Here is a 702-nt window from a genome sequence, read left to right as displayed (position 1 = left end):
ATAACGATATCATTGTCGCTATTAGCAGCATTGCTATTGCCGCGAGCAGGCTCTATCGTTGTACTCTCAGCGATACCAAAATTGCCCGTATCCGTAGGACTTGAGGTATCCTCAGTCTGGTTGACTACGACGTCCGGCTCAAAGTCGTTGATACTGCCAATCTGATCGTCAAACTCGCCCAAGTCCTCGTCTGGTATAGTCGCCATCTCTTGATTGGGCAAGATGTCATAGAACTCATAGTCGCTATTGTCGGTATCGGTATCCACACGCGGCTGTACCTGCCGATCAGGATCGGATTCTGCGCCGCTACCTGCGGGGCTAAAATCAAACAAAGGCGATAAGTACAAAAACACTCCGATCATCAGCGTTAGTATTGCGCCAACGAGCATCCACAATAAGCCTGATACGCTACTTGATTTGCGCTTTTGGGTAGCGCCTCTTGGTTTTTTGGCGAGCATGGATCTTTCTCCTGGGCGATTTTCTAACAAAGAGCCTTTGATATCAGGGCATTATATCAACAAGTGCAAGGGCGCTTGCTGAATTATTCATGGATTTGGGTCTATAGCAGGGCTACATGCTAGTTGGTGCTGATAGTCCAAGCAGACCCAAGCCATTAGCCAGTACCTGCCTGACCGCTTTGGATAGATGCAGGCGCGCTTGCATCATATCAAGCTCCTCCTGATTTGGCGTTGCCCCTGATGT

At 49.0% G+C, this 702-nt stretch carries 1 protein-coding gene and 1 pseudogene; both read right to left on the bottom strand.

The genetic code is table 11. The features are described from left to right. Positions 1-458 (bottom strand): annotated as a pseudogene (locus tag ACTXGO_RS15475) (SPOR domain-containing protein); the annotation flags it as partial. A 112-nt stretch (positions 459-570) separates the two neighbouring features. Continuing rightward, the coding region (locus ACTXGO_RS15470) for a DALR anticodon-binding domain-containing protein (RefSeq protein WP_443575144.1) at positions 571-702 on the bottom strand (132 nt) is incomplete at its 5' end.

This window comes from Psychrobacter sp. T6-1 (assembly GCF_052258445.1).
The sequence above is the reverse complement of the archived record's forward strand: the minus strand, read 5'-3'. Positions and strand labels throughout refer to the sequence as shown.